Raw genomic sequence first — 21,602 nt, forward strand, 5'->3', positions numbered from 1 at the left:
CGCTTTACGGCGTGAGACCCGACATTAGGGACTCTGGTCACGACCAGTAAGTACCCGTCCGGGTACAATGACGGCTTTGAAATCACCGCGACGACGGGACTGCTCCATGGGCATTTCTGTGTTCTCGCGCGACGCTTGATCGACGCACTTTTTACGGTCGGTACTCGGTTGATATGACCGTGATCGTTCGCGATCGGGCGGCCAGTGCGCACATCGCCGTGATGCACAGCGCGGGGCCGGAGACTCGACTAGTGGTCAGCTTCGACCCACGCGAGCATGGCTCAGCCTCCCGGCGGGCACTCCTGGCCGAGGTCGTGTCGCTCTGGATGAAAACGTCGATCACGCTCGTCTCGCGTGCGCGCTGCAGCACGCTGGCCGCCCAGCAGAGCAAGCCGCATTCGGGAGCGTGGCATCCCAGCTGTACGACGACGAGACGTGAAACACCAGCCGCCGCCCTACTCACTCCGGGCCCGCAGCACCGTCGCCGCGACTCCCAGCACGGCGGCGATCCCGAGCCCGATCGCGAACAACGTCACGAAGTCTCCCCGGTCCGCGAAGACCGCTCCGAGCGCCGTTCCGGCCGCGCTGCCGATGAACAGCGACGAGGCGAAGAGGCTGACGCTCGTCGCACGGGCGTCGGGCGCGACCTCGGTGGCCCACTTCTGCAGCGTGGAGTGCATGAACGCCCACGCTCCGGCCAGGAGGACACACGCGATGAGCACGCCGGCGGTGCCGGGGTCGATGACGAGCCCCACGAAGGCGCCGGCACCAGAAGCGCCCCCGACAGCGACGAGCTGCGCCTGCGTCATGCGGTCCGCGACGGCCTTGACGACGCGGGTGGCCAGGATGACGGCCACGCCGTAGGCCGCGGTGACGGCCCCGGAAAACGTGGTGCTCATCCCCTGGTTCTGCAGGACCGTCGGCAGGAAGTTGAGCACGCTGAGCAGCACCACACCCTCGACGAACGCCAGCGCGAACACGACGAGCGCCCATCGGTTACCGAGGACGCGCGTGAGCGCCGCCCGTACCGAGAGCCGCTCGCCCTGCGCCGCGACCTCCGGCAGACGGGACATCAGCACGACCACCAGCAGCACGACAGCGGCGGGGACCCCGAAGGCCAGCCGCCAGCTCGCGAGATCGGCCAGGAGAGCACCGACGAGCGTGGCGGCTGCCATACCGGTCGCCGTCATCATCATGACGTCCGTCAACGGGCCGTGACGCTGGGCGACAGGCACCGTGTCGCCGACGTAGATGAGCGCGCCGGGGACGATCGCCGCGAAGGCCCCACCGGCGACGAACCTGGCCAGCAGCAGCGTCGCCACGTCCGGCGCAGCCGCGGTGGCGATGCCCGCGACCGCCGCGAGGAGCAGCGCGAGACGCATGGTGCGCACGCGCCCGAGCCGATCCGAGACCATGCCCCACACGATCTGCATGACCCCGTAGCCCACGAGATAGACCGACGCGATGATGCCGGCATCCGCCAGCGAGATCCCGAGATCGTCCGCGATCGCCAGCAGCAACGGCGCGATGACGAGGCGGTCGAACGAGCTGCAGAAGACCGCCAGGTGCAGGAGACCCAGCGACGGAGCCTTGCTCATGGTGAGCTCGGTCCGCCGGCTCGACGACTCCGCGCCACTAGTACGGGTTGGCGACGAAAAGGTCCTGGGCGGGAAACTTGGTGAGGACCTCGATCCCGTAGTCCGTCACCACCACCTCCTCCTCGATGCGAGCGGCCGACGTGCCGTCCGAGGCCGGGCAGTAGGTCTCCATGGCGAACACCATGCCAGGTCGGATCTCCACCGGGTCCTTCATCGAGTTGAGCCTGGAGATGATCGGGCGCTCGTGCAGACCGAGGCCCAGGCCGTGCGCGAACTGCAGACCGAACGCCGCGAGCTCGTTCTCGAACCCGAAGTCCTCCGCCTTGGGCAGGACCGCCGCCACCTCGTCGCTCCCGACCCCGGGCCGGATCGAGTCGAGCGCCGTGTCCATCCATTCGCGGGCCTTCTTGTACGCGTCCTTCTGGCTCTCGGTCGCCCAACCCACGCCGAAGGTGCGGTAGTAGCAGGTCCGGTAGCCGTTGTAGGAGTGGATGATGTCGAAGAACGCCTGGTCGCCCGGCCGGATGATGCGGTCGGTGAAGTTGTGCGGGTGCGGGTTGCACCGCTCCCCCGAGATCGCGTTGACGGCCTCGACCTGGTCGCTGCCGTACTCGTAGAGCCGGGCGTTGGCCAGCGCCACGATCTCGTTCTCCCGGACGCCGGGCCGCAGCGCGTCCACGATGTCCTGGTAGACGCCGTCGACCATCGCCGCGGCCTGATTGAGCAGCATGATCTCGTCCTGGTTCTTGATCACGCGCGCATCGAGCATCGACTGCTGGGCGTCGGCCACACGGATGCCCTGCCGCTCGAGCTCGAACAGGAACGGCGGCTCGACGATGTCCAGCCCGAGCGGGGCGTCGGCGACACCCGCCTCCGTGAGGATCGACCTGATCTCGGAGACCGCGTCCCGCATGAGGCCGCCGCCCTCGGGGTCGACCGCACCGCGGAAGCCGAGGAACCCGGGCCGGTGATGCTCGTCCGGCATCCAGTCGCTGTACAGCTTGTGATGCCGCACGGCCGAGCCGAAGTCCCAGAGAATCGGTTCGCGATCCCGCAGGATCAGCGCGTACCTGATCATCTTGTCCCCGAGCGCCCCGCCGATCCACGTCTGGGTCGTGTACCGGATGTTGTAGAAGTCGAAGAGCAGGAACGCGCCGCACTCGCTCGCCTCCAGAGCCGCCTTGGCACGCCCGAGCCGGTACTTCCGCAACCGGTCCATGTCGACCCGATGCTCGTAGTCCACCGCCATCTGGCCGGGAGCGGGCAGGTCGCGGGCGCCGTGGGGCCGGGCGGACGGACGTGCGAACAGCTTTCCTCGTGCGGGCGGGTGGCTGTGCACCCCGCTCATCACTCGGCCTCGAGGCCGTCGCTGACGTCGGCCTCCTCGGACTGGATGTCCAGCCCCGAGCCACCGGCCACGGTGAGGACGAGCGAGGCGAAGTCCTGCTCGACGTTCCCGTTGCCCACCTCCTGCGCCACGAGGTCGCGGGTCAGGCCGGCGACCGGCATCACCACCCCGAGCTCCCGGCCCGCGGCCAGGCCCAGGTCGAAGTCCTTCTGGAGCAGCACGTTCGTGAAGGTGGGCGTGAAATCCAGGTTGACCAGCGCCGGCGTCTTGTAGCGGGAGAACACCGAGCCCATCACCGAGTCGTTGAGGAAGGACAGGAAGTCCGCCCGGCTGACTCCCGACTTCTCCGCGAGCACGGTGATCTCGGCCATCGACTGGATGACGACGCCGAGGAAGACGTTGTGGGCGATCTTGACGATGCGCGCCGCATCACCCTCGCCGACATAGGTGACGGAACGGCCCCACGAGGCCAGCAGCGGCTCGACCTCGTCGAACGCGGCACGCGAGCCGGAGGCGGCCACGCTGAGCTTGCCGGAGGCGATGACCGCCGGGTTGCCGGAGACAGGAGTCGCGAGGAACTGGCCGCCACGCTCCTCCACCGCCGCGCGGACCGGCGCGCTGGCCTCGACGGACACCGTCGACGAGTCGCAGACCAGCCGGGGCGCGCGCTCCGGGTCGGTGAGCAGGCCGTCCTCACCCTGCATGACCTGGCCGAGGTCCTTGTCCGCGGCCACCATGCTGAAGACGACGTCACGCCCGGCGAGGTCGACCGGTCGGTCGACGACGGTCGCCCCGAACTCGGTCAGCGGCTCGGCCTTGGAGCGGGTGCGGTTGTAGACGGCGACGTCGTACCCGGCCGCCAGGAGTCGCTTGACAAGCTGGAACCCCATGCGTCCGGCGCCGATCCAGCCGACGGTGGGCTTCGAGTCACTCACGGTGGTTCTCCTTCGTAGACCTGGCTGAGGGCGTCGTTGCCCCTTCAGCAATCGATTGCAATTCTCGTTGGGTCACAGGGCAAAGTCAAGTGGTGGGCGAGTCTCTCTGGCCGTGTCTCTCTACACGCCGGCGGGCGCCGCGGCGACCACGTGGAACTCGAAGCGCAGGCGGGGGTCGGTGGCCAACCGGGTCACCTCGACGGTGGTGCTGGTCGGGACGTGCCCGCCGAACCACTCTCCCTGGTGCTTGTTCACCACGTCCTGGTCCGCGTCCACGTCGGTGAAGAAGCGCATGATGTTGACGACGTCGTGCCGGCCGCACCCGGCTGCTCTCAGGGCGAGGTCCAGGTGGTCGAACGCGTTGGTCACCTGCCCCTTCGCATCCATCGGCATGCTGTCGAACACCTCGGCGACGTGCGGATGGTCGTGGTAGACGGGAGCTCCGGTGACCCCGCTGATGAAGACGAGGCGTGCGCCGTCGACGGCGCGGATCGCCGGGACGAACGGGCTGACGATCGTCTCGTCGTAGCCCTCGTGGTGGATCACCTCGGCATTGCCGGTGCGACGGGGGGCGGGTACCTCGGTCATGCTGCTCTACCTCCTGGTGGGGCCGCCGCGGCGGTGGTGGGTGCTCGGTCTCGGGTGATGCTCGAGGCACGCAGGTCCGCGCGAGCGGCGATGCTCTCCGGCGGGGTGCGAACTGTGCTAGGCGGTTCGCAAACGTTTGCGATATCAGCCTACGAGCGGTGTCATGACGTGTCAACGGACGCAGCTCGCCGTGCTCGTGGGGGCGCCTGCAGCGGGCCGGCGCCCCCACACGGCTCACACGAGCAGCGCCAGCGGGCTCTCGATCGCCCTGCGGAACTCCTGCATCCACCGCGCCCCGAGCGCGCCGTCCACGGCCCGGTGGTCGGCCGAGAGCGTGCAGCGCATGACCGTACCGACGACGACCTGACCGTCCTCGACCACGGGCTGCTCCAGCGCCGCACCGACGGCGAGGATCCCGGCGTGCGGCGGGTTGAGGATGGCGCTGAACTCTCGCGTGCCGAACATCCCGAGGTTCGACACCGTGAAGCTGCCGCCCTCGATCTCGTCCTGCTTGAGGCGTCCGGCCCGGGCTCGCCCGGCGAGCTCGGACACCGAGGTGGCGAGTGCGCTGATCGGCATCTGCTCGACCCCGCGCACGACCGGCGTGACCAGCCCGCCGTCGGTGGCGACGGCGACCGCGACGTCGACGCCCCGGTACCGGTGGATGACGTCCCCGCCCCAGGTCACGTTGACGTCCGGCACGGCCGCCATCGCCGCGGCGACCGCCTTGAGCACGAAGTCGTTGACCGAGACCTTGACGCCCTGCGACTCGTTGACCTGGCGGCGCAGGGCGAGCAGGGCGTCGACCCGGCACTCCTCGGTGACGTAGAAGTGCGGCACCGTGGACTTGGACTCGGTCAGGCGCCGGGCGATGGCGCGGCGCATGCCGCTCACCGGGACGTCCTCGACGGCGTCGGAGGTCACCCCGGCGACAGCCGCCCCGGCACCCGCTCCGGCAGCGGCCGGGGTCGTTTCCTCACGGGGCGCCGGCGACGCGGCGGCGAGCTGTGCGGCCTGCGCCTCGACGTCCCGCCGCGTGATCCGCCCGCCAGGTCCCGACCCGGTCAGCCGAGCAGGGTCGATACCACGCTCCCGCGCCATCTTGCGGGCGATCGGGCTGATGAAGATCCGCCCGCCGGGACGGGCATCCCTCTCGGCGAGCGGGGCGGATGGCTCGGGGGGCGCGCCCGCAGGTGCCTCCCGCAGGTCGCGCGCGGCATCGGCACCGTCGGCGCCGCTCGCCCGGCGCGCGGGTGTCGGCGTCTCGTCGTCGAGCCGCTCGCCGTCGGGCTGTTCGCCGTCGCCACGCGCACGATCACCACCCTGCGCCTCGCCGTCGCCCGGCGGCACGTCGACGAGCTCGGAGAGCTCGTAGGCCTCACCGGCCTCGGCGAGCAGGATCGCGATCGGCTCGCCGACCTGGACCGTGTCCCCCTCGGCGGCGAGAAGCCTGCCGATGACGCCCGCGTCCTCGGACTCGAAGTCGACGAGGGCCTTCTCGGTCTCGATCTCGGCGAGAACGGTTCCCTGGACGACCTCGTCGCCCTCGGCGACCTGCCAGCCGGCCACGATGCCCTCGGTCATGCTGGCGAGAACTCCCGGCATCCTGATGACGGTCGCCATCTCAACCACCGAATCCGTCGACGACGCGCCTGAGACCCGCGACGACCTCTTCCGTGCCTGCGATCGCCGCTCGCTCGAGGACCTTCGAGATCGACGGCGACGCCTCGGCGCCGGTCACGCGCGCCACGGGCTGGTCGAGGTGGTCGAAGTAGCGCCGCTGGATCTCGTCCGCGAGCCAGCCGCCGTAGGACGTCCCGACCGCTCCCTGCTCGACGACGAGGACGGCGTTGGTCTTCCTGATCGACCGCCCGATCGTCTCCCAGTCGATGCTCGCCCGGTCCAGCCAGCGCAGGTCGATGACCTCGGCGTCGACACCGACCTCGTCGACCGCCTCCAGCGCCTTCGCGACCATGCTGAGGTAGCTGATCACCGTCACGTCGTCGCCCTCGCGGCGGACGGCCGCGCTGCCCACGGGGATCTGGTAGTCGAGGTCGCTCACCGGGATCTCTCCCTGGGTGCCGTAGAGGTCGACGTGCTCGAGGACGAGGACCGGGTCGTCGAGCGCGAGCGCGGTGTTCATCAGACCCACGTAGTCGAACGGGGTCGAGGGCGCCACGATGCGCCAGCCCGGACTGGTCGCGAAGATGCCGGCGGGGTCCATCGAGTGCTGGGACCCGTAGCCGGTCCCGGCGGCAGCCTTCGTGCGCAGCACGAGCGGGACCGGGTTGTCGCCGCCGAACATGTGCCGGGCCTTGGCGATCTGGTTGAAGACCTGGTCGGCGGCCACCCAGAGGAAGTCGGGGTACATGAACTCGACGACGGGGACGAAGCGCCCGTCGAGCGCGATCCCGCCGCCGAGGCCGGCAAAGGCGTTCTCGCTGATCGGCGTCCCGAGGACGCGCCCGGGGTAGGCGGCGGCGAGTCCCTTCGTCGCACCGTTGGTGCCGCCGCCGAGGTTGTGGACGTCCTCGCCGAGGATGACGATGCGCTCGTCGGTTCCCATCCTCCGGTCCATCACGCGGGCGACCGCCTCGATGAACTTTCCCCGGCTCAGGTCCCCGCCGAAGGTCTCCTGCTCCTCGGTCCGCGCGCCCTCGACCTCGCTGAGGTCGCCGCGCACACCGACGTCGACGAAGTCGGTGCTCGGCCACAGGTCGGGTCGGATGCGGCGGGTGCCCGGCTTTCCGTCGGGGTCGGCCTCGAGGAGCTCGGCGACGACGTCGGTCATCGCCTCGGTCGCCTGACGCCGCACCGCCTGGACCGCCTCGTCGTCGACGAGATCGAGCGTCCGCATCTCGGTGGCCACGCGCTCCAGGGGGTCGCGGGCACGCCAGCCGGCCTCCTCCTTCTTGGTGCGGTACCCGAACGCGCTGCCCGGGTACGGGCCGTTCTGGTGGAAGAACCTGTAGACCTCGGCCTCGACGACCGTGGGCCCGTTGCCGGCGCGCATGTGCTCGAGCGCGGCCTGCGTCGCGAGGTGGACGGCGAGCGGGTCCATCCCGTCGACCCGCCACGAGGGGATGCCGAAGCCCGGGCCGCGGCCCGAGAGCCGCGGCTCGGCGGTCGCCTCGGCCACGGTCGTGGAGACGGCGTAGAGGTTGTTCTCCACGAAGAAGCACAGCGGGACGTCCCAGGCGCCCGTGAGGTTCATCGACTCGAGCACCGAGCCGATGTTCACGGCGCCGTCCCCGAAGTAGGAGATCGTCACGTCGTCGGTTCCGGCGTGGCGCTGGGCCCATGCGTTGCCGGCGGCGAGCGGGACGCCGCCGCCGACGATCGCGTTGGTGCCCAGTGCGCCGGCCTCGTGCCACTGCAGGTGCATCGACCCGCCCCGGCCGCGGCAGAACCCCTGGGCGAGCCCGAGGATCTCGGCGAGCGTGCGGCGCAGGACGGTCCGGATCTCGTCGTCGACGAGACTCTCCAGGTTGAGTCCGTCCGGCGCCACGTGGCCGATGGCCTTGGCCAGGAACTGGTGGTGGCCGCGGTGGGAGCCGTTGACGCCGTCGGAGGATCGCAGCCCGACCACGGACCCGACGGCGCCCCCCTCCTGGCCGATGCTCGAGTGTGCGGGGCCGTGGACGAGCCCCTCGCCGGCGAGCTCGAGGACGGTCTCCTCGAACGCCCGGATGAGGTGCATCTGGCCGAGCATCGTGGCCAGCAGGCCGGGGTCGGCGGCGCGCCAGTCCTCTTCGGTGGTGGACAGCTCGACCCAGGAGACCTCGGGCTCGAGCGGGACAAGTCGGGGCATCGGAGCGTTCTCCCTCGAACGGCGGTCAGGCAAGACGACGTGCTCTAGACCTTGACCAGATTACGTGAGCATTGGATACGATGACAAGACCAAGGCCGCGTAATCACCGTGAATGACCACGGTGATCGAGCGCCAATGTATACATTACGAAGGAGTCGGTCATGGCAGGACTTCCCGGACTCGTCGGTACCGAGCACATCGGCTTCACGGTCCCCGACCTCGAGGAGGCCGAGCGGTTCTTCGTGGACGTCATCGGCTGCGAGCGGATCTACTCGCTCGGTCCGTACCAGCACGACGACGACTGGATGACCGAGCACCTGGGCGTCGACGCGCGCGCAGTGATGCGCGAGCTGCGCTTCTACCGGTGCCGGACCGGCCCCAACTTCGAGATCTTCCAGTACGAGACGCCGGGCGCGCAGGCGCCCCAGCCCCGCAACAGCGACATCGGCGGGCACCACCTGGCGTTCTACGTCGAGGACCTCGACGCCGGGGTCGAGCACCTGCGCGCCCATGGCATCCGCGTGCTCGGCGAGCCCACCGCGAGCACCAGCCACAGCACGGGCCAGCGATGGGTCTACTTCCTCAGCCCGTGGGGCATGCAGCTCGAGCTCGTCAGCTTCCCGAACGGGAAGGCCTACGAGAAGACGGCGCCCACGAAGCTGTGGCACCCGGCCGACCCGACCGCGTAGGCCCGGGATGACCGTCAGGGACAGGACCGCCTCCGCCCGCATCGTCGCCGGTCTGCGCGAGCGCATCCTCGCCGGCGAGCTGAGGCCCGGGGACCGCGTCCGGCAGGAGGAGGTGGCGGAGGACTTCGGCGCGAGCCGGCTGCCGGTGCGGGACGCCCTGCGCCACCTCGAGGCGGAGGGACTGGTCCGGCTGGTCGCGAGCTCGGGCGCCTGGGTCGCGAGCCTGAGCCTGCAGGAGTGCACGGACGCGTACCTCATCCGCGAGCAGGTGGAGCCGCTGCTCATCGAGCAGTCGCTCCCCCACCTGGACGCAGAGGCGATCGACCGGCTCGACGAGCTGGCCGACGAGATGGAGGGCGCCGACCTGCAGACGTTCCTGAAGCTCGACCGGGAGTTCCACCTGCTCAGCTTCAGCGCGGCGCGCCCGGGCATGGTCATCGACCTCGTCCACCGGCTGTGGAACACGACCCAGCACTACCGGCGCGCCTACGCCCTGCTCGTGGGTGACTCACGCGACCGGACCACCACGGCGGAGCACCGGCTGCTCGTCGACGCCGCCCGACGCCGAAGCGTCACCGACGCGCAGGCGGTGCAGCGGATGCACGTCCGCCGCACCCGACTGGCGCTGGCGGAGCATCCCGAGCTGTTCGACGCCGACTGAGACCGGGGAGCCGGAGCCGGCGCGGCACACACTCATCGCGCCTGCGCCGAAGCGTCGTGAACGACCTGCCCGCCGATCACCGTGAGGTCCGCTCGGATGGCCGGGAGCTCGCTCGCGTCGACCTCCAGGTAGTCCTGATCCAGGACCGCGACGTCCGCCAGGAATCCCGGCTGCAGCCGTCCTCTGCTCCCCTCCTCGAAGGAGAACCAGGCCGACTGGGTGGTGAGCAGGGCGAGCGCCTCGTGGCGGTCGAGCACCACGGACTCGTCCCAGATCTGGGTGCCGGACAGCGAGCGACCGGTCGTGAGCCACTGCAGCGTGGCGAACGGGTTGTAGGTCGCGACGCGCATGCCGTCCGAGCCCGCAGCGATGCGGACGCCCGCGGCCTGGAGCGCGCGGACGTCCGGGGCGGCCCGGACGGCGTCCGCGCCCCACAGCTCGGCGATGTGCTCCCCCTCCATGCGCAGGATGGCCTCGCAGATGACACCGGCACTCATCGAGGCAAGGACCTCGGCGTGCTCGGCCGTGACCGACTCGCCGTGCACGATCGTCCAGCGCAGGTCGCTCAGCGGGATGTCCGCGTGGATGCGGCGCCACATGTCGACGACGACGTCGGTGGTCTCGGGCCGGAAGAGGTGCATCTGCACGGTCCAGCCGCGCTCGGCGCACGACCGCAGGATCGCCTCGATGCGGTCGCGGTGCTCCTGCGCGAGGTCCGGGAGGCGGTCGACGCCGTCGTGCATCGGCCACATCATGATCTCGCCGACGCCGAGCACCGAGAGCCGCTCATCGCCCTGCCGGGGGTGCACGAACCGGGTGATGCCGTCGAGGTCCTCCTCCTCCCGACCCGGCCCGCTGGAGTGCACGGTCAGGCGCACGCGCGGCACGAGCTCGCCGCGGCGCCAGGTCTCGAACAGGGGCCGGTAGACGTCGGGGCCCGTGTTGGCGCCGCCGCCGTCGATGAGGCCGACCACCCCGAACGTGGCGAGCTCGCGGCCGGCCGCGGCGGTCGAGGCCACCTGCTCCTCGAGGCTCGGCACGGGGAGCTGGGCGTAGAGCCACCTGAGCGCGGTCATGGTGCGGACGAGACCCGTCGGGGTCCCGGCGTCGTCGGTCTCCACGGTGGCGGGGTCGATGCCCTCGTCGATCGCACGGGCCAGGGGGACGCGGGCCAGGGCCGCGCTGTTGAGCATCCCGTACGAGTAGAGGTGCTGGATCATCACCGGGTGCTCGGGCGCGGCCTCGTCGAGCTCGTCACGGGTGGGGTGGCGCCGTTCGCTGAACTGCGCGGGGTCCCAGCCGCCGATGACCATGATCCAGGTGCCCGCCGGGGTGCTGCGAGCCCGCTCGGCGATGAGCGCAAGCCCCTCGGCGAGGCTGGTCACCGTGCCCCAGCGCACCTCGTCGTTCCAGGTGAAGCCGGCGCGGGCGAAGTGCACGTGGGTGTCGATGAGGCCCGGCACGACCCGGCGGCCGGCCAGGTCGACGATCCGGGTGTCCGGGCCGGTCCATCCGTCGATCTCGTCCGCGGTCCCGACGGCGGCGATGCGGTCACCGACGATCGCGAGCGCCTCGGCCTCGGCCGGGACGCCGGTGCCGTCCTCAGCCATCGTCGTGACGAGCCCACCCGTGAGGACCAGGTCGGCAACTGTGCGTGACATCTGTCGATCTCCTTGTGCGGTGCGCGGATACGTCGTTGGTGGACAGGCGGTGGGTGTCGGGCTCCGATACTGCGCCCGGCGTCTGGCACGGACTCAGCTGGACGGAGCGGATGCGACGATGGCGGCGTCCCGCATCGCCACGGCCTCGTCGAGGTCGCGCGCGCGGGCGACCTCCTCGGCGAAGTGGCACGCCGAGATCTGGCTGGTCCCGGGCACGGGCCGCGGCTCGGGCCGCTCTTCGCGGCACCGGTCCACGGCGAGCGGGCACCGCGGGTTGAACGGGCATCCGGCCGGGGTGTGCAGGGCGTCGGACGGCTCGCGCGCGGTGCCGGCGCTCGGCCGCCAACCGCCCTTGGCGGCGTTGGCCTTCGGGTTCGCGGTCAGTGTCGAGTCGAGCAGCAGCCGGGTGTACGGGTGCGCCGCGCGGGCGTAGACCTCGTCGGTCTCACCGACCTCGACGAGGCGGCCGAGGTACATGACGCCGACAGAGGTCGAGACGTGCTTGACGACCGTGAGGTCGTGAGCGATGAAGAGCATCGCGACGTCGGTCTCCCGCTGCAGGTCCATGAGCAGGTTGATGACCTGGCTCTGGGTGCTGACGTCGAGAGCGCTGACCGCCTCGTCGCAGATGACGAGCCGCGGCTGGATGATGAGGGCGCGCGCGATCGCGACCCGCTGGCACTGCCCGCCGGAGAGCTCGTTCGGCACGCGGTCGAGGTGGTGCTCGGACAGCCCGACGTGCTCCAGCGCCTCGACCACCGCTGCCTCGACCGCCTGGGCATCGGTGCTCACGTGCCGTCGGGCGACCTGGCTCAGGCTCTCGCGGACCGTCTGGCGGGGATTGAGCGAGGAGGTCGGGTCCTGGAAGATCACCTGGACGTCGCTGCGGTACTTCAGCGGCGTGCGGCGCCCGAAGCTCGAGATGTCGGTGCCGTCGAAGCGGATGGCACCGGACGCCCGGTCGACGAGCCGAAGGACGGCCCGCCCGGTGGTCGACTTGCCCGAGCCGGACTCCCCCACGAGGCCGAAGATCTCGCCGGCCCCGATGGTGAAGCTGACGTCGCGCACGGCGTGCAGGGTGCGGCGTCGGCCGATCCCTTCCCCCGGGAGCCGGAAGGTGATGCTGAGGTCCTCGACCTCGAGCAGCTGGTCAGCGCTCATGGGCAGGTCCCTCCAGGACGAGCTCGTCGACGCGGATGCATCGGGCATTGTCGGTCATCGGTATCCGGCCCACCGCGCAGTCCGGCGTCGCGAACTCGCACCGGGGGTGGAAGCGGCAGCCGGTGGGCCAGTCCCACGCGGGCGGGACGGTTCCGGGGATCGTGGGGAGCCGGTCCTGGGTCTCGGTGCCCTCGGCGGGCAGGGCGTTGAGCAGGGCCTCGGTGTACGGGTGACGCGGCCGGCTGAAGAGCTCGGCGGTGGTGCGCCGTTCGACGATCTGGCCGGCGTACATGACCGCGACGCGGTCGCACGTGCTGGCCACGACACCCATGTCGTGCGTGATGAGCAGGACCGACATGTCCAGCCGGTCGCGCAGGTCCACCAGGAGGTCGAGCACCTGGGCCTGCAGGGTGACGTCGAGCGCCGTCGTGGGCTCGTCCGCGATGAGCAGCTCGGGATCGCTCGCCAGCGCCGCGGCGATGCCGACGCGCTGGGCCATGCCTCCGGAGAACTGGTGCGGGTAGGCCTTGAGCCGCCCCGTCGCGTTGGGGACGCCGACGAGGGAGAGCAGCTCGCGCGCCCGGGCCTCGGCGGCCCGGGCCGAGACCTTCTGGTGCGCCCGCACCGCGTCGACGAGCTGGGCGCCCACGGTGTGGGTCGGTGACAGGCTGGAGATGGGGTTCTGGAACACCATCGCGATGCGCGCACCGCGGATCGCCCGCATGCGCTGTGCCGGCAGACCGACGAGCTCCTCCTCCTCGAGCATGATCGAGCCCGCCGTCACCTTGAGCTCCGGCGGCAGGAGGCCGGCGATCGCCTTACCGGTGACCGACTTGCCCGAGCCCGACTCACCGACGAGGCCGTAGATCTCGCCACGGTTGATCCCCAGCCCGATCGAGGAGACGAGCTCGATACCCTCCGACCCGCGCGGGGCCCGCACGGTCAGCCCCTCGAGGGTGAGCAGGTCACCCTTCTCCGAGTCCGCGAGCGGGATGAACTCGGTCCGTTCCGCACCGACGGAGGCCGTCTCGTCGTCCTCGTCGTCGTAGGCGTCCTCCAGCGGGTCCGGGGCCCCCGCCGGGGCGGGCACGACGTCGATGCCGCCTCGCACCCTGCGCACGGACAGCCGGTCGCCCAGCGCGTCGCCGGTGAGGTTGAACAGCAGGATCACCACGGTGATCGCGATGCCCGGGACGATCGCGAGGAGCGGGTGGTTGTAGAGCTCGCCGCGGGCCTCGTCAAGCATGAGACCCCAGCTGACCTGGTCCGGGCTCGCCCCGACGCCGATGAAGCTGAGCATCGACTCGATGAGCAGCGCGACGCCGAGCAGCACGGACCCCTGCACGATGAGCGGGCCGGCGATGTTGGGCAGGAGGTTCCGTACGACGACGTACCACGGGAGTCCCGTGACCCGCGCCGCGTCCATGTAGAGCATCTCCTTCTGCGAGAGGACCATCGCCCGGGTCACCCGGTAGCAGCTGTCGATGAAGACGATGCCCACGGCGGTCATCGCGTTGGTCAGTCCGGCGCCGAACACGGCGATGAAGGCCAGCGCGAAGAGCAGTGCCGGCACGGACTGCATGACGTCGGCGACGCGGGTGCCGATGCGGTCCCACCACCCGCCCCAGTAGGTGAACGCGATGCCGAGGCTGACGCCGACGCTCATCGCGATGGCGACGGCCTGGACGGAGGCGAGCATCGCGGTCTGTGCACCGCCCAGCAGCCGGGAGAAGACGTCACGCCCCAGCTGGTCGGTGCCGAGCAGGTGATCCGCGCTGGGCGGGGCGAGGCCGGGCCCCACGTTGAGCCGGGACGGATCGTACGGCGCCAACCACTGGGCCGTCACCGCCACGACGGTGATCAGCCCGAGGCCGACGAGGCAGGCCCACAGGAGGACGGAGCTACGGCTTTTCACGAGTGACGCACCTCACGCTCAGCTCGCCCGGATCCTGGGGTCGATCCCGCGGTAGACGATGTCCACCACCAGGTTCAGGAGCAGGACGAAGACGACGATGATCAGGACTCCTGCCTGCAGCAGGAACGGGTCGGAGCGCTGGACCGCCCGGGTGAGCTCGGTGCCCAGGCCCGGCTGCGAGAACACGCTCTCGACGACGAGGGTGCCGCCGACGATGATCGGCACCTGGATCCCGATGGTGGCGACGACGGGGACCATCGAGTTCTTGAAGATGTAGCGGTTGACGATCCGGTTCTCGCTGATCCCTCGCGAGCGCAGTGCGGTGACGAACTGGCTGTTCGACATGTCGCGCACCGCGCCGCGAGTCTGACGCGCGATGACCGCTGCGGGATTGAGGCCGAGCGCGATGCCGGGCAGGATCAACGAGCGCGCCCACTCCACCGGGTCCTCGGTGATCTCGGTGTACCCGGAGACCGGCAGCCATCCCAGCTGGACGCCGAGGAGGATGGCCAGCAGCAGGCCGACCCAGAAGTTCGGGACGGCGATCCACAGGGCGTTGATCACCGAGATGACGCGGTCCGCCCACGACCCGGCCCGCAGCCCGGCGATCGTGCCCAGCCCCAGGCCGAGGACGACGGCGCAGGCGATGCCGGCGATCGACAGGGAGATGGTGACGCCGACGCTGTCACCGATGAGCTCGGCGACCGGCCAGTTGGCGTACACCGAGTCTCCGAAGTCGCCCTGGACGGCATTCCACAGCCAGCTCCCGTACTGGACCGGCCAGGAGCGGTCGAGCCCGAGCTCGGCGCGGACCTCGGCGACCTGCGCGTCGGTCGCGCCGTCGCCCAGCAGCACGCGCGCCGGGTCGACCGGCATGAGCTTGGCGAGGACGAAGACGAAGATCGAGGCGGCGATCAGCACCGGGATCATCAGCGCGAGCCGGTTGAGGATCATCTTCAGCATGCGTGGTCACCCGTCCGACAGGCCGTGCGGACCGCCCCGCCCGTCCCCGCGACCCGGAGGCGCGACGAGGACGGCGGGACGGCCGGCACGGCAGGATGGTCGATCGTCGAGGGCATGGGTCAGCCGCTGATCTCGACGTCCATGTAGTTGAAGGTGTCGATCCGACCGGGGATGGCCTCGAGACCCGAGACAGCCTCGGGGTCGGAGATCCAGATGCCCGTGAGGTAGAACTGGCCGCAGTCGTAAGCTTCCTCGAGCGCGATCCGCGAGAACTCCTGGTAGGACTCCTCGGCGCTCTCCTCGTCCTCGGCGGCCGCGCCCTCCTGGACCGCGGCGAGCAGCTCCGGGTACTCCACGCCGTGGGCGTTGCGGCCCGACTCCGGCGCGTAGCGCGTGAGGTAGTAGGCGTAGGGACCGTGGGCGGCCAGGTTGCTGAAGAGGATCATGGGCGCCTCGCCGTTGTTGTACGTCGAGATGAACTCACCGAACGGCATGACGTCGAGGTTGACCGTGATGCCGATCTCCTCCATCTGGGAGGCGAACACCTGATAGATCGGCTGGTACTCGTCCGGGGTCGGGAGCGTGAACTCGACGTCCGGGTTTCCCGCCTCCTCGAGGAGTGCGATCGCGGCGTCGACGTCGTAGGGGTAGAGGTTGTCCACATCGGGGTTGAACCCCGAGGTGCCCTCCCGGAAGATCTGGCTCGCGGTCTCGCCGTGCCCGGAGTAGTGCGCGTCGAGGAACTGCTGCGAGTTGATGCCGTGGCAGACGGCCTGCCGGACGTTGACGTCGCTGAACACGCCCTCGACGTCGGACAGCATCGCCGCCCACTGGACCTTGGGGTAGACGACGACGTCCATGCCCTCGGCCTCGGCCTGGTCGATCTGGCCACCCTCGCCGTAGATGACGTTGGCCCGGCCGGTCTGCAGTGCGTTGAAGCGCTGCTCGGGCTCCGTCATCTCCAGGTAGGTGACGCTGCTGGGGCCGACCTCGTCGGCGTTGTAGTAGTCGGGGAACGCATCGACGACGATCTCGGAGCCGATCCGGGACTCGTCGGCGTTGTACTGGAACGCGGCGGAGCCGATGGGCTCGCGGAAGCTGCCCTCCTCGATCGTCGCCGGGGCGACGATCGAGCCGGGCCAGTCGGCAAGTGTCTCGAGGATGCCTCCGGTCGGCTCGGACAGCTCGAGGCGGACGGTCGTCTCGTCGACCGCGACGATCTCGGTGACGTTGGCGAACACGGCCTGGGAGTTGTGCGGCGTGTCCCGGATGCGCTCGATGTTCTGCACGACCGCATCGGCGTCGATCGGCGTGCCGTCGTGGAAGACCGCGTCGTCCCGCAGCACGAACTCGATGTGCTCCGGCGTCTGCTCCCACTCCGTGGCGAGCATCGGCTCGAAGCCGCTGCCGTCGGCGTTCCAGGCGATGAGCGTGTCGAAGACCATGGACATGTATGCCGGGTTGGCCTGCTGGAGCGGGTCCCAGTTGTCCAGCGGCTCGGGCCCGGCGATGACCAGCGCGCCGCCCTCCTCGCCGTCCCCTCCGCCGCCCTCCGCGGAGTCCCCGCCGCCGCAGGCGGCGAGCACCACGAGCGCGGCCGTCGCGGCGGCACCCGTGGCTGCACGGGCAGTTCTCTTTGACTGAGCCATCTTCTTCACCATTTCCCGCCGGAAGATCGGCGAACCAAGGTCGGTCGACACTGACAACACCTCAGGCGCTCACGTGACCTCCTGCGTCACGCGCCGTTCCTGCCCCTCGTCGACGAGGTCGGACGACACGATTGTCGCGAGGAATACAAACGATTGCGCTACGTGGCAGCCTCCTCCGTTCGGCGTGTTCTGTCAAGCACCGCACGGACTTGATGAACATTCTCGGGAAGGAGATCCACAGGACACCGCGATGCATGGTGCGAACGATTGCTGGAAAGTCGGGCCGCCCCACCGAGGCGAATGAACGGATCCCGGCGCCAGGTCAGGTGGTGAGGTCAACCTGCCAGACCGGAACGAAGCGTGCCCCGGATCAGGAGACGGGGACGGGACCGGTGGAGTCCCGGACGACCAGCTGAACCGGCAGCGAGACGGTGCGCGCATCGTCCGCCTTGGTCTCGAGCCGGCGGATCAGCAGACGCGCCGCCTCCGCACCGATCTCTGCGTGCGGCACGCGGACCGTCGTCACCGCCGGGGAGAGCTTGTCCATGAGCGGCATGTCGTTGTAGCCGACGACACTGACGTCCTCGGGGCAGCGGAGTCCCCGCTCCCGCAGCGCGTCGAGCACGCCCACGGCGATCTGGTCGTTGCCGGCGAGGATGGCCGTCGGGCGCGCGCGCCCCAGGATCTCGTGCGCGACGCGGGCGCCCTCCTCGATGGAGTACGTGCTCACCTCGCCGCTGAACGTGTCGTCGAGCTCACCACCCAGCTCGAACATCCACTGGCGGAACGCACGCGCACGGAGGGCGCCGGTCGAGATGCTGCTGGGGCCCGCGATGTGCCCGATCCTGCGATGGCCGAGGCCGAAGAGGTGCCGCATCGCCTGCTCGACACCGTGCCCGTCGTCGCCGAGCACGACGGGCAGCTGGGTGTGCTCGTCGCGCCGATTGATGAGCACGAGCGGGATGCCGGCCCGATGGGTCGCCTGGACCGTGTCGTCGTCCCGGCGGGCGGACGCGACGATCAGGCCGTCGACCTGGCGTGTCTGGAGCGCCTCGAAGGAGTCGCGCTCGCGAGCGGGGTCGTTGTCCGTGTCGGCGATCAGGGTCGTGTAGCCGGCGCGGGCGAGCTCGAAGTCAGCGCCGCGCACGATCGGCGGGAAGAGCGGGTTCGTGAGGTCGGGGATGACGATGCCGACCATCATCGACCGATTGGTCTTGAGCCCCTGCGCCATCGGGTTCGGCCGGTAGTTCAGCGCCTTGGCCGCCTGCTGCACCTTGCGAAGCGTCGCCTCGCTGACCAGGCCCTGGGTGGCCGGGTTGAGCGCACGCGAGGCCGTGCCCGCATGGACGCCGGCGCGGCGCGCCACCTCCTGGAGCGTGACCGACGACCGGCCCTCCGCCGACGCGCTCATCGACTCCCACCCCCTTCCGGCAGCACACGGCGACGTCGTGGTCAGGAACGATCCCGACCTCCCCGAGGTCTACCGGTCCCGACCGTCAGAGTGCCGATGCAAACGTTGTTGTCACCAGTCTACGGCGACGTACTTCGACTCCGCGTACTCCAGGAGACCCTCGTGCCCGCCCTCACGACCGAGGCCCGACTGCTTGGTGCCGCCGAACGGTGCGGCGGCGTCCGAGACGACCCCCCGGTTGAGGCCGACCATCCCCGAGTCCAGCGCCTCGCTCACGCGCAGCCCGCGCGAGAGGTCGGTGGTGAACACGTAGGAGACGAGCCCGTACTCGGTGGCGTTGGCCCGCTCGATGGCCTCCTCGTCGGTGTCGAACACGACGACGGGGGCGACGGGACCGAAGATCTCCTCGCCGAGGATCTGGGAGTCGCCGTCGACGTCGGCGAGCACGGTCGGAGGGTAGAAGTATCCGGACCCCTGAGCCTTCTCGCCGCCGGTAAGGATGCGGGCACCACGAGCCGTCGCGTCAGCGACGAGCTCCTCGATCTTGGTGATCGCGTCGTCGTTGATGAGCGGCCCCACCTCGGTGCCGACGTCGAGACCCGGCCCGACCGTCAACGCCTCCATCGCCCGCGCCAGGCGCGCCGCGAACTCCTCCGCGATCGGCCGCTGCACGTAGATCCGGTTGGCCGCCGTGCACGCCTCTCCCCCGTTGCGCATCTTCGCCAGCATCGCCCCGGCGACGGCCTTGTCGAGGTCGGCGTCGTCGAGCACGACGAACGGTGCGTTGCCACCGAGCTCCATCGAGCAGGAGATCACGCGGTCCGCCGCCGTCCTGAGGAGTCTGCGCCCCACCTCGGTCGAACCGGTGAAGGACAGCTTGCGTACGCGGGGGTCGTGCAGGATCTGATCCGCCACCGCGCCGGAACGACGCGAGGGCAGGACGTTGACGACGCCGTCGGGCACGCCGGCCTCCGCCAGGATCGCGCCGACCGCGAGAGCGGTCAGCGGCGTCTCGGACGCTGGCTTGAGTATCACGGTGCAGCCGGCGGCGAGGGCAGGACCGATCTTGCGGGTGGCCATCGCGGCGGGGAAGTTCCACGGCGTGATGAGCAGCGAGATGCCGATCGGTTGATGGATCACCATGATCCGGTTGGCCCCCGAGGGCGCCGTCTGGATCTCTCCCCTGACCCTGACCGCCTCCTCCGCGTACCAGCGGAAGAACTCGGCGGCGTACCGCACCTCACCCAGCGCGTCGGACAGCGCCTTGCCGTTCTCTCGGACGATGAGCTCGGCGATCTGCTGCTCACGCTCGATCATGAGGTCGAACGCCTTCATGAGAATGCCCGAGCGTTCCCGCGGGCTCGTGGCGGCCCAGCCGTCCGCGGCTGCTTCGGCGGAGTCGACGCATGCGGCGGCGTCGTCGAGCGTGCCGTTGGCGACGGTTGCGAGCACTTGCGCGGTCGCGGGGTCCGTGACCTCGAAGGTGCCACCGTCGCTCGCGGCGCGGACCTCGCCGTTGATGAGCACGCCGGTGGGGGTGTCGATGCCGACGACGATCTGCGTCATTGCGAGATGCCTTCCAGAGGATTGCAAGCGTTTGCAGTCAACGGTAGATCCGCGGTCGAGCGTGGTCAAGCGGCGTGACTCCGGAACGACGCCTGCATGCGCAGCAGGGCGGCGCGCGGACGACCCCCCGGCTGGACGCACGTGCGGCCCGACGCATGATCGCGTCGGGCCGCACGTGGTCGGTGGTGGCGGAGGGCCGGCTCGCGGCCCTCGCCCCGTCAGCTGGTGAGGACTACAGGACCCTCAGGTAGACCGGGTTCCCCGCGACCCAGGAGTTGGGTCCCACGCGGGTACCCATGCCCGGGTTCCAGGCGCCGATGTTCTGGCCGTTGCCCGTGTAGATGGCCACGTGGCCCGGCCACCAGATGAGGTCGCCCGGACGCGCCTGACTCGCCGGCACCTGCTGGTAGTGCGCGAACGCGCCCCACGCGGTGGTCCGCGGCAGGGTGACGCCGAACTGGGCGTACACGTACCCCGCGAAGCCGATGCAGTCCCAGCCCGACGGCGTGGTCCCGCCCCAGACGTACGGCGAGCCGAGGTACTGGTGCGCCACCGAGACGACGGCGTCGCCGCGCCACGCGGGTGCGGGAGCCGGCGCGGGGGCCGGCGCAGGAGCTGGCGCCGGTGCAGGAGCAGGCGCGGGGGCCGGTGCAGGAGCAGGCGCGGGGGCCGGTGCCGGTGCGGGTGCAGGAGCCGGCTCAGGCTCCGGCTCGGGAGCGGGCTCGGGAGCGGGCTCGGGCGCCGGCTCAGGCTCGGGAGCCGGTGCAGGCTCCGGCGACGGGGCGGGCTCAGGTTCGGGCGTCGGCTCCGGCTCCGGCTCGGAGGCCGGCACGGGAGCCGGCGTGGGCTCGGGCTCCGGGGTCGGCTCCGGCTCCGGCTCCGGCTCGGGCTCCGGCTCGGGCTCCGGCTCCGGCTCGGGCTCTGGGGCGGGCTCCGGCTCGGGCTCTGGGGCGGGCTCCGGCTCAGGGGTCGGCTCCGGCTCAGGGGTCGGCTCCGTCTCAGGCTCCGGCTCCGTCTCAGGCTCCGGCTCCGGCTCGGGAGCGGGCTCAGGCTCAGGAACGGGCTCGATCTCCGGCTCGGGCGCCGGCTCCGGCTCCGGCTCCACCAGCTGCCCACGGTCGATCGCGAAGGTGCTGCGACCGTCGGCGAGGCTCGAGACGACGATCGTGTCGCCGGCCTGCCCGTAGTGGAAGACGTGGTCGGCGGCGCCGTGGTCGCGGGCGTTGCGCACGTACATGGCGTTGCCGCGGCGGACGGTCACCGACGTGGCACCGTCGCCGTCCCAGTCGCCGACGAACAGCGCGTCGCCCTCGGCACCCAGGCTCACCGCCGTCGTGCTCGCGTCGTCCCCGGACAGCGGCGCCGCGGGCTCGTTGGACGGCCAGGAGGCCAGCGTGGGGGCCGCACCGAGCGGGCTCGTCGCGGCCGGCCCGAAGGTGAAGGCGCTCGACGTCACCGACCCGAACGTGAACGTGGACGACGACGCGGTCAGTCCGTGCAGCGCGATCCGTGTGACCTGGTCGGCCGGGGGTGTCGCTCCGACGTCGCCGTTGGTCCCGTAGGCGGCCGAGCTGGCCACGCACGCGATCGCCAGGCCCACCCCCGCACCAGCGGGCAGCCATCTCTTCAGACGCACAGGTTCTCTC

At 70.5% G+C, this 21,602-nt stretch carries 16 protein-coding genes; 2 read left to right on the forward strand and 14 right to left on the reverse strand.

Going from position 1 to position 21,602, the window contains the following annotated elements:
* Positions 1 to 455: 455 nt before the first annotated feature.
* The 6 genes from ACPYO4_RS07590 to ACPYO4_RS07615 form a co-directional block, all read right to left on the reverse strand.
* On the reverse strand, positions 456 to 1,598 hold the full coding sequence (locus tag ACPYO4_RS07590) for an MFS transporter (RefSeq protein ID WP_425708613.1): 1,143 nt from the start codon (positions 1,596 to 1,598) through the stop codon (positions 456 to 458).
* 37 nt (positions 1,599 to 1,635) lie between these two features.
* Positions 1,636 to 2,946 (reverse strand): M24 family metallopeptidase, encoded by a 1,311-nt coding sequence (locus ACPYO4_RS07595; RefSeq protein ID WP_425708614.1) that lies wholly within the window; start codon positions 2,944 to 2,946, stop codon positions 1,636 to 1,638.
* Complete coding sequence (locus ACPYO4_RS07600; RefSeq protein ID WP_425708615.1) at positions 2,946 to 3,881, reverse strand: NAD(P)-dependent oxidoreductase; 936 nt, start codon at positions 3,879 to 3,881, stop codon at positions 2,946 to 2,948. Before ACPYO4_RS07600 ends, ACPYO4_RS07595 begins: the two co-directional genes overlap by 1 nt.
* A 120-nt stretch (positions 3,882 to 4,001) precedes the next feature.
* On the reverse strand, positions 4,002 to 4,469 hold the full coding sequence (locus ACPYO4_RS07605) for a RidA family protein (protein ID WP_425708616.1): 468 nt from the start codon (positions 4,467 to 4,469) through the stop codon (positions 4,002 to 4,004).
* 234 nt (positions 4,470 to 4,703) lie between these two features.
* Complete coding sequence (locus ACPYO4_RS07610) at positions 4,704 to 6,092, reverse strand: dihydrolipoamide acetyltransferase family protein (protein WP_425708617.1); 1,389 nt, start codon at positions 6,090 to 6,092, stop codon at positions 4,704 to 4,706.
* Position 6,093: 1 nt separating this feature from the next.
* Positions 6,094 to 8,280 carry an alpha-ketoacid dehydrogenase subunit alpha/beta gene (locus tag ACPYO4_RS07615; protein ID WP_425708618.1) on the reverse strand — a complete coding sequence of 729 codons (2,187 nt, stop codon included), beginning with the start codon at positions 8,278 to 8,280 and terminating at the stop codon, positions 6,094 to 6,096.
* 161 nt (positions 8,281 to 8,441) lie between these two features.
* On the opposite strand from ACPYO4_RS07615, the gene ACPYO4_RS07620 reads away from it, so the two are divergent.
* Positions 8,442 to 8,969 carry a VOC family protein gene (locus ACPYO4_RS07620; RefSeq protein WP_425708619.1) on the forward strand — a complete coding sequence of 176 codons (528 nt, stop codon included), beginning with the start codon at positions 8,442 to 8,444 and terminating at the stop codon, positions 8,967 to 8,969.
* 7 nt (positions 8,970 to 8,976) lie between these two features.
* Complete coding sequence (locus ACPYO4_RS07625) at positions 8,977 to 9,630, forward strand: GntR family transcriptional regulator (RefSeq protein WP_425708620.1); 654 nt, start codon at positions 8,977 to 8,979, stop codon at positions 9,628 to 9,630.
* A gap of 32 nt (positions 9,631 to 9,662) precedes the next feature.
* Here the strand turns inward: ACPYO4_RS07625 and ACPYO4_RS07630 are convergent, their stop codons facing one another.
* The 8 genes from ACPYO4_RS07630 to ACPYO4_RS07665 form a co-directional block, all read right to left on the reverse strand.
* Positions 9,663 to 11,291, reverse strand: coding sequence for an amidohydrolase (locus tag ACPYO4_RS07630; protein WP_425708621.1), 1,629 nt, complete (start codon positions 11,289 to 11,291; stop codon positions 9,663 to 9,665).
* 93 nt (positions 11,292 to 11,384) lie between these two features.
* Positions 11,385 to 12,452, reverse strand: coding sequence for an ABC transporter ATP-binding protein (locus tag ACPYO4_RS07635; RefSeq protein WP_425708622.1), 1,068 nt, complete (start codon positions 12,450 to 12,452; stop codon positions 11,385 to 11,387).
* Entirely contained in the window at positions 12,442 to 14,367 is a 1,926-nt protein-coding gene (locus tag ACPYO4_RS07640; protein WP_425708623.1) for a dipeptide/oligopeptide/nickel ABC transporter permease/ATP-binding protein, read from the reverse strand. Before ACPYO4_RS07640 ends, ACPYO4_RS07635 begins: the two co-directional genes overlap by 11 nt.
* A gap of 18 nt (positions 14,368 to 14,385) precedes the next feature.
* Positions 14,386 to 15,330, reverse strand: a complete 945-nt coding sequence (locus tag ACPYO4_RS07645; protein ID WP_425708624.1) for an ABC transporter permease — start codon at positions 15,328 to 15,330, stop codon at positions 14,386 to 14,388.
* Positions 15,331 to 15,449: 119 nt separating this feature from the next.
* Positions 15,450 to 16,979: an ABC transporter substrate-binding protein gene (locus tag ACPYO4_RS07650; protein ID WP_425708625.1), complete on the reverse strand. Its 1,530-nt coding sequence runs from the start codon at positions 16,977 to 16,979 to the stop codon at positions 15,450 to 15,452.
* 370 nt (positions 16,980 to 17,349) lie between these two features.
* Positions 17,350 to 18,390, reverse strand: a complete 1,041-nt coding sequence (locus ACPYO4_RS07655; RefSeq protein ID WP_425708626.1) for a LacI family DNA-binding transcriptional regulator — start codon at positions 18,388 to 18,390, stop codon at positions 17,350 to 17,352.
* A 111-nt stretch (positions 18,391 to 18,501) separates the two neighbouring features.
* Positions 18,502 to 19,956, reverse strand: a complete 1,455-nt coding sequence (locus ACPYO4_RS07660; RefSeq protein WP_425708627.1) for an NAD-dependent succinate-semialdehyde dehydrogenase — start codon at positions 19,954 to 19,956, stop codon at positions 18,502 to 18,504.
* A gap of 232 nt (positions 19,957 to 20,188) precedes the next feature.
* Positions 20,189 to 21,592, reverse strand: coding sequence for a C40 family peptidase (locus ACPYO4_RS07665; RefSeq protein WP_425708628.1), 1,404 nt, complete (start codon positions 21,590 to 21,592; stop codon positions 20,189 to 20,191).
* Positions 21,593 to 21,602: the final 10 nt, after the last annotated feature.

Source organism: Georgenia sp. Z1491 (assembly GCF_049856175.1).
In the GTDB taxonomy this organism is placed as follows: domain Bacteria; phylum Actinomycetota; class Actinomycetes; order Actinomycetales; family Actinomycetaceae; genus JB111.

Excerpts from the sequence above, each read along its gene's own strand:
- ACPYO4_RS07590 (WP_425708613.1), bottom strand. The coding sequence starts at position 1,598 with ATGAGCAAGGCTCCGTCGCTGGGTCTCCTGCACCTGGCGGTCTTCTGC.
- ACPYO4_RS07595 (WP_425708614.1), bottom strand. The coding sequence starts at position 2,946 with ATGAGCGGGGTGCACAGCCACCCGCCCGCACGAGGAAAGCTGTTCGCA.
- ACPYO4_RS07605 (WP_425708616.1), bottom strand. The coding sequence starts at position 4,469 with ATGACCGAGGTACCCGCCCCCCGTCGCACCGGCAATGCCGAGGTGATC.
- ACPYO4_RS07610 (WP_425708617.1), bottom strand. The coding sequence starts at position 6,092 with ATGGCGACCGTCATCAGGATGCCGGGAGTTCTCGCCAGCATGACCGAG.
- ACPYO4_RS07615 (WP_425708618.1), bottom strand. The coding sequence starts at position 8,280 with ATGCCCCGACTTGTCCCGCTCGAGCCCGAGGTCTCCTGGGTCGAGCTG.
- ACPYO4_RS07620 (WP_425708619.1), top strand. The coding sequence starts at position 8,442 with ATGGCAGGACTTCCCGGACTCGTCGGTACCGAGCACATCGGCTTCACG.
- ACPYO4_RS07625 (WP_425708620.1), top strand. The coding sequence starts at position 8,977 with ATGACCGTCAGGGACAGGACCGCCTCCGCCCGCATCGTCGCCGGTCTG.
- ACPYO4_RS07630 (WP_425708621.1), bottom strand. The coding sequence starts at position 11,291 with ATGTCACGCACAGTTGCCGACCTGGTCCTCACGGGTGGGCTCGTCACG.
- ACPYO4_RS07635 (WP_425708622.1), bottom strand. The coding sequence starts at position 12,452 with ATGAGCGCTGACCAGCTGCTCGAGGTCGAGGACCTCAGCATCACCTTC.
- ACPYO4_RS07645 (WP_425708624.1), bottom strand. The coding sequence starts at position 15,330 with ATGCTGAAGATGATCCTCAACCGGCTCGCGCTGATGATCCCGGTGCTG.
- ACPYO4_RS07650 (WP_425708625.1), bottom strand. The coding sequence starts at position 16,979 with ATGGCTCAGTCAAAGAGAACTGCCCGTGCAGCCACGGGTGCCGCCGCG.
- ACPYO4_RS07655 (WP_425708626.1), bottom strand. The coding sequence starts at position 18,390 with ATGAGCGCGTCGGCGGAGGGCCGGTCGTCGGTCACGCTCCAGGAGGTG.
- ACPYO4_RS07660 (WP_425708627.1), bottom strand. The coding sequence starts at position 19,956 with ATGACGCAGATCGTCGTCGGCATCGACACCCCCACCGGCGTGCTCATC.